This window comes from Oribacterium sp. P6A1 (assembly GCF_000702885.1).
Classification (GTDB): Bacteria; Bacillota; Clostridia; order Lachnospirales; family Lachnospiraceae; genus Oribacterium.
This window is the reverse complement of the sequence record NZ_JNKO01000056.1, coordinates 1-6,950: the sequence shown is the minus strand read 5'-3', so window position 1 is coordinate 6,950 and position 6,950 is coordinate 1. Positions and strand designations below refer to the sequence as shown.

Below are 6,950 nucleotides of genomic sequence, written 5' to 3'. Positions count from 1 at the left end.
CTGGTCAGGTTCGGTTTTGTCAACCTCACCTGATCCCTTCGGGACCCGAGCCTGCTCGGGCCTTATCGCTCCGGAGTTTGCTGATGCAAACTCCTACGCTCCCATACCACCGTCAACGCCGAGGACCTGGCCTGTGATATAACGGGCATCATCTGATGCAAGGAAGGCTACAGCCTTTGCAATATCTTCTGCCTGTCCGAATTTTCCTGCAGGTATCCGGGAAAGCATAGATTCCTTGACCTTTTCCGGAAGTGAACTTGTCATATCAGTATCTATAAAGCCCGGAGCTATAACATTGGCAGTAATTCCCCGGCTTGCGTATTCCAGGGCGGTTGTCTTTGTGAGTCCGATTATTCCTGCCTTTGATGCTGAATAGTTGGCCTGACCGGCATTTCCATGCAGACCTACTATAGAGGAAATGTTTACTATTCTTCCGGCTCTCTGCTTCAGCATTATCTTTCCTGCATATTTTGTCATTAAAAATGCTCCGCGAAGATTCTTTGAAATAACCTCATCAAAATCTTCTGCGCTCATTCTTAACATCAGATTATCTCTGGTTATTCCTGCATTATTTACCAGTATGTCAATGCTTCCGTAGTTCTCCTGTGCCTTAGAAATAAGTTCATTTACCGCCTTTTCATCGGACACGTCCGCACATACTGCAATCGCTGAGGCTCCCGCCTCCTGACAAAGCTTTACGGTTTCCTCCGCTGCATTTACATTTCCGGCATAATCCACAACCACATTACAGCCTTTTGCTGCAAGCTCAACCGCTATGGCTCTTCCTATACCTCTCGAAGCTCCCGTTACTATCGCTGTCTTTCCTTTTAAACTGTTCATCTTTTTCTCTCTTTATCTTGATGTGAGCTTTTCAACATCCTCGGATGTCTCAACTGCACTTACCGTAAAATTACTTATTCCCATATCCTTCGCAACCTTCTTGACAAAACCGCTGAGGGTATGTCCCGGTCCGATCTCAACAAAATCAGTAACTCCCTTTGAAAAGAGATTTCTGATTATTGCTTCCATTCTTACAGGCTTCTGTACCTGTTCAACCAAAAGCTCCGGTATTGCCTTACGAAAAGCAGCCGCGGTGGTGGCAGTTGTTGAATTTATGGATGAGGTAACAGCCAGAGACTCATCTCCAAGATAGTTAAACAGAACATTGCACTTCGGGCGGTTCATACGGATATTCTTGAAATATCCCTGAAGAGCATCACCTGCGGATGACATATAACTTGTGTGGAAAGGACCTGAAACCTTAAGCGGAATACATCGTACCTTTTCAAAACCTGATGCAAGCTCTGTAACTCTGTCTACAGCTTCCTTCTCGCCGCCGATTACAATCTGTCCCGGACAGTTATAATTACATATTGAAACGATTTTTCCGCTGTCACTTCTTACTTTTTCGCAGCAGTCCTCGAGATCCTGTTCATTCATCCCCAGTATCGCGGTCATTCCGCAATCCACACCTTCGCTGGCCTCAGCCATCTTCTGACCTCTGAATGCCACCATCTCTACAGCGGTCTCTGAATCCATAACTTCCGCTGCCTGTAATGCCGAATACTCACCGAGAGAAAGTCCTGCAGCATAATCAGGGCGAATACCATGTACCTTCAGTATCTCCGTTACGCCACAGGCAAAGGCTACCATTGCAGGCTGTGTATAACGGGTCTGATTGATGACTCCGTCAGGATCTTCAAAGCACAAGCGACAGAGATCATAATTCTTATCAGCAGGTTGCTTCTTCTGCAATCCCTCTGATACCCCGTCAAATATTCTTCTGAATTCAGGGTAATCACGATAGAGATCTGCTCCCATGCCTGCATGCTGACTTCCCTGACCTGCATATAAAAAAGCTGTTTTCATGATTTCGCCTTTCCATTACATCTGTGTTATATCTTCCAATATCTCAGCAACCGGACGTATGTCATGAAGCTGTCCGCATACCTGTCCGGACATAAGTGAACCGGTCTTGACATCGCCCTCAAACACTGCACGACGTAATGAACCGAGAGTATATTTCTCAAGTTCCATCTTATCCGCGCCTGCCTTCTCCTGCTTAAGATACTGAACTGTCATCTGGTTCTTAAGCACTCTTACCGGTGTACCTCCGATACGTCCTGTCACTATAGCATCAGAACCCTTTGCCTTAAGAAGGGCCTCCTTATAGTTTTCATGTATCGGACACTCAGGAGATGCAAGTAAAGCTGTTCCGATCTGTACTCCGCAAGCCCCAAGTGCAAGTGCGGCCTTAAACTGACGGTTATCTGCAACACCGCCTGCTGCAATTACAGGAATGTCTACCGAATCCACAGTCTGCGGAACAAGAGCCATGGTTGTCATCTCTCCAACATGTCCACCGCTTTCACATCCTTCAGCGATTACCGCATCAGCACCAAGCTTCGCCACATGCTGTGCAAGAATAGGAGCACCAACAACAGGAATGACCTTTATTCCTGCAGCTTTAAAATCCTCCATGTACTTTCCGGGATTCCCGGCACCTGTCGTAACAACGGGAACCTTTTCCTCGATACATACCTTTACAAAATCATCTGTTGCGGGATTCATAAGCATCAGGTTTACTCCGATAACAGGCTTGTATCCGTCTTCTTTTTCCGGTGCAAGCTCTCTAGCCGTACGTATCTCATTTCTTAATTCCTCTGCTGTACGGATTCCGCCGGTACCAATAAGTCCAACTGCCCCGGCATTGGCGCATACAGCAGCAAAACGTCCAGTAGCAATATTTGCCATTCCACCCTGAATGACCGGATAACGTGTTCCTAAAATTTCGTTTAAAAGCTTCATGTTCTACCTTTTCTCTTCGTAATTAATCATAATCTGAGCATTTACAGCTCTGTTCCCTATACTGAATACACCTGTGGTGAAGTCAGCTAAATTTTCACTTGTAGCTGATTATGCATCCGCCCCAAGTCAGTCCACCGCCAAATCCGGCAAGAATCAGCTTTTCGCCTTCCTTTATAAGCCCCTTTTCATGCATCTCATTGAGTGCAACAGGTATGGATGCAGCACTGATATTTCCAAGTTTTTCCATATTCATATAGAATTTCTCTTCAGGTGCATGCATGGCTCTGATAACATGTCTTATAATTCTCGCATTTGCCTGGTGGCATACCACATGGTCGATATCTTCAAGGCACAAACCTGTTTTCCCGAGAAGTCCGTTTATGATCCTGGGAATGATGTCACATGCAAACACAAAGACATCCTTTCCATCCATTAACATATGGTCTATTTCAGACGCATCTTCTTTTTTTCGATACTTTTTTTCATATGCTCTCGAATAAATCGAAGGTGCCTCTATGGCTCCGGAGCCTCTGGATCCCAAAAGACTTACAAAGCCCGTATTTTCGGGATTTCTTTCTCCCGAAACGGCATCTATAAAATTCGATTTATTATCGCTTTCACCTTCAAAATTATCCGATGTAACTACTGCGGCTCCTGCACCGTCTCCAAATAATATCGCTGTTGTACGATCTTCCATGGAAACAAGTCTTGATAACTGCTCGGTTCCTATCACCAGCGCACTTTTTTTCAATGACTTTTTACTATCTTCATTTACCTTTTCCGGATAGATATCATTAACGCTAAGGTTCGCGTTCAACAGCCCTCTTGCCACTTCCAATGCATAAATAAATCCACTGCAGGCTGCATTAATATCAAGGGCCGGAACCTCAGGAAGTCCCAATTCTCTCTGTACGAGTGCTGCCATACTCGGGGTTGCAAGATCAGGTGACATGGATGCCACAACAACTGCCGCTATTTCTTCTTTGGTAATTCCGGCATCCTTTATGGCTTTTTCTCCGGCCTCTACAGCCAGGGTCAAAGCACTTTCATCCTCTGAGCAGAATTTTCTTTCATGTATACCGGTTCTTGGATATATCCAGGCATCCGAAGTATCCATTATTTCTCCCAGAGCATCATTGGTAACTGTCCGACCGGGAAGCGCTCCTCCCAGGCCTATTATCTTTATTCCTTTCAAAACTATGCTCCTGACAGTTCACTTTTCCAAGTGACTATTTATATATTTCTGTACTTTTCCTGTCTCTGTCTTCTTAATTCTTCAGGAGACAGCTTTAACAGATCCGTAAATGTCTTTTCCAAAACGATATCAAGACTTGCATATAATCTTTCCGGATCCTCCTGGGCACCTCCGAGGGGCTCAGGAATAACATGGTCTGCCACTCCTGCTTTTCTGAGATCGTGAGCTGTTAATTTCATAACCTCACATGCTTCCTCATGCCTTGCTGCATCTTTCCATAATATAGAAGCAAATCCCTCCGGGCTAAGTACGGAATATACTGAATTTTCAAGCATAAGGATCTTGTTTGCCACACCTATCGCAAGTGCACCCCCGGAATTACCTTCTCCTGTAACGATGGATATAATGGGTACATGGAATCTGCTCATTGCCGCAAGGTTTCTTGCAATAGCCTCACCCTGACCATGCTCCTCGGCTTCCATTCCGGGATATGCTCCCGGAGTATCTATAAAAGTTATGATAGGACGACCGAATTTTTCAGCCTGCTCCATAAGACGCAGTGCCTTTCTGTAACCCTCAGGTCTCGGCATACCGAAGTTATACGCCAGATTTTCTTCCATGGATCTGCCCTTCTGATGTCCGAGAACAGTTACGGGACAGCCCTTGTATCTTGCTATTCCTCCTATTATGGAAAGGTCCTCATCATATAAATGATCACCCTTCTGCTCAAAGAAATCCGTAAACAGATTGTCGATAAAGTCCTTTATATGCGGACGTTTCGGATGTCTTGCAAGATATACTCTGTCTGAAGGATTAAGCTCTGTACACTTGGATAAAAGTTCATTTCTGGTTTTATCCAGTGAACGTATCTCTTCTGCATTCTTCTCCAGAAGCTCATCATTTACCGATAATGCATCGATTTTATTTCCGATCTGGTCGGCCTCTTGTATTATTTCCTTGATCATCACTTATTCTCCAAAGTTGCACTTCTCTTTACAGTACTGAATTTTTTTGTATCTGCATGAAGTTTCAAAATGTCCGTAAGTACGTCTCGCATTTCGCTTCTTTCGACGATTCTGTCCACAAATCCATGATTTTCCAGGTATTCGGAACGTTGAAATCCCTTGGGAAGCTTACGGCTTATGGTCTGCTCAATAACTCTCGGACCTGCAAATCCTATAAGTGCTCCCGGCTCTGCCAATGTAATATCTCCAAGCGTTGCGAAGCTGGCTGTAACTCCTCCTGTAGTGGGGTTAGTAAGAAAACTTATGAACAATCCGCCCTTCTCACTGAATTGCTCGATAGCCGATGTGGTTTTTGCCATCTGCATGAGACTGTAAATACCCTCCTGCATGCGGGCACCGCCGCTGGCGCTGAAAATAAGCAAAGGCAGCTTTTCTTCCATTGCGTACTCAACTGCTCTTGTTACCTTTTCTCCCACTGCCCTGGACATGGAACCCATAAAGAATCTGCTGTCAAGAACCACTGTTACAAGGCGAATACCACGAATGCTGCCCACTGCCGATACAACAGATTCATTCAGTCCTGTCTTTTCTTCCTGCCGCTCGATCTTCTCTTTATATCCGGGAAAACCCAAAGGATCTTCCGCCTTAATATCTGTGTCTATCTCTGTAAACGAACCCTTATCAAGGATAAGGCTTAAACGATAGTATGCTCCAATAGGTGCATACTTTCCGCATTCAGGACAAACAAAATAATTATCTTCCCATTTATGTCTAAGAGCACGTCTTCCGCATGATCTGCATGTTATGAAACTGGATGGAATCATAACTGCCGGTATGCGTAAACCGTTTTTATCCTTAGTTTCTTCCTGGCTTATGTCCGCGCTGCCTGAAGGCCCCTTCTTTTCACTTATCTTTTCTTTTGAGGCTGCGTATTCTGCCGTTGACTTTCCTTTTCCGAAAGTGAATCTGATTCCTGTATGCCCAACTGTATCGGCATGAGCCTTCTTTAGTAAAGCTCTGTCCTTATACATTTCGTATATTCTGGTAATTGGAGATTTCATAAGTGTTCCTCCCCTGTTTGTTCAAGAAAAAGCCAAAGGCAGGCTTTGGCTTTTTTAATAATTATTTCCTGATTACTTATTGCAGTAATCTACAAGTTCCTGTACTGTCTGAAGCTTTCCGATATCACCGTCAGGAATCGAATGTCCAAGAGAATCCTCAAGAGCCATATGGAGCTCTACAAGTGAAAGTGAATCTACCTCAAGATCCTCAATAAATTTTGCATTTGGTGTAACCTTCTCCTCATCACAAGCAAGAGTGTCAACTATAATTTCCTTTACTGCCTCAAAATCCATTTCTTCTCCTTTTGGTCGATATAACGACCTCTCATAATTTTTAAAACTACATTAAGCAGATATTATAACAATATCGTTAAATTTTTTTAACTATCCGCCTGATGGTGTAGACTATACAGAATGCTAAAGACTAAGTCAACGGATGATATTTTCAAATGGATGTAGTTTCCAAAACCATGAAAAATGGAGACAAAAGCGTATGACGATTTTTCGTCATTTCTTTTGTCTCCATTATTTAAATATTTTTAGTTATATTAATATTTTTAAATAGTTAATGAACACTTTTTTACTTAAGTGTCTCAAACTTCCCACATAAATAGTGGGCATCGCACCTTGAAAACTCTATATTCCAGACTATAAAAAAACAATTACGCCACCTTGTAATCTCTTGTCAGCGCATCCTGCATATATTCTGGCAACCTGAAAAAGAAATCTTTATAGATTTCCTCAACCTGTTCGTCGGTGATATGAAGTATGTTCTTTATACTTGCAGTCATTGCTTCTACAAGTATAAAAAGAGAATGTTGGAAAGTGATGTCCTCCATTTCCTGAAGAAGTACATAGAAAATTTCTCCTATTGTACGTTCGTCTTCATCCTTTCTTTGATATACAGAAAGAAACATATAT

The 6,950-nt window shown here is 43.4% G+C and carries 7 protein-coding genes and 1 pseudogene; all 8 read right to left on the bottom strand.

Going from position 1 to position 6,950, the window contains the following annotated elements; all coding sequences use genetic code 11:
- Nucleotides 1-93 precede the first annotated feature (93 nt).
- Nucleotides 94-840, bottom strand: a complete 747-nt coding sequence (fabG, locus tag T515_RS15525; RefSeq protein ID WP_036613211.1) for a 3-oxoacyl-[acyl-carrier-protein] reductase — start codon at nt 838-840, stop codon at nt 94-96.
- Between the two features lie 12 nt (nt 841-852).
- Nucleotides 853-1,869: an ACP S-malonyltransferase gene (locus tag T515_RS15520; RefSeq protein WP_197026469.1), complete on the bottom strand. Its 1,017-nt coding sequence runs from the start codon at nt 1,867-1,869 to the stop codon at nt 853-855.
- 15 nt (nt 1,870-1,884) lie between these two features.
- Nucleotides 1,885-2,808 (bottom strand): nitronate monooxygenase, encoded by a 924-nt coding sequence (locus T515_RS15515; RefSeq protein ID WP_036613205.1) that lies wholly within the window; start codon nt 2,806-2,808, stop codon nt 1,885-1,887.
- Between the two features lie 94 nt (nt 2,809-2,902).
- Nucleotides 2,903-4,003 (bottom strand): 3-oxoacyl-ACP synthase III family protein, encoded by a 1,101-nt coding sequence (locus tag T515_RS15510; protein ID WP_036613202.1) that lies wholly within the window; start codon nt 4,001-4,003, stop codon nt 2,903-2,905.
- Nucleotides 4,004-4,041: 38 nt separating this feature from the next.
- Nucleotides 4,042-4,968, bottom strand: coding sequence for an acetyl-CoA carboxylase carboxyltransferase subunit alpha (locus T515_RS15505; protein WP_036613200.1), 927 nt, complete (start codon nt 4,966-4,968; stop codon nt 4,042-4,044).
- Complete coding sequence (gene accD / locus T515_RS15500) at nt 4,968-6,029, bottom strand: acetyl-CoA carboxylase, carboxyltransferase subunit beta (protein WP_330372697.1); 1,062 nt, start codon at nt 6,027-6,029, stop codon at nt 4,968-4,970. Before accD ends, T515_RS15505 begins: the two co-directional genes overlap by 1 nt.
- 72 nt (nt 6,030-6,101) lie before the next feature.
- Nucleotides 6,102-6,323, bottom strand: coding sequence for an acyl carrier protein (gene acpP, locus T515_RS15495; RefSeq protein ID WP_036613197.1), 222 nt, complete (start codon nt 6,321-6,323; stop codon nt 6,102-6,104).
- A 368-nt stretch (nt 6,324-6,691) separates the two neighbouring features.
- Nucleotides 6,692-6,950, bottom strand: a pseudogene (locus tag T515_RS17720) (IS4 family transposase); the annotation flags it as partial.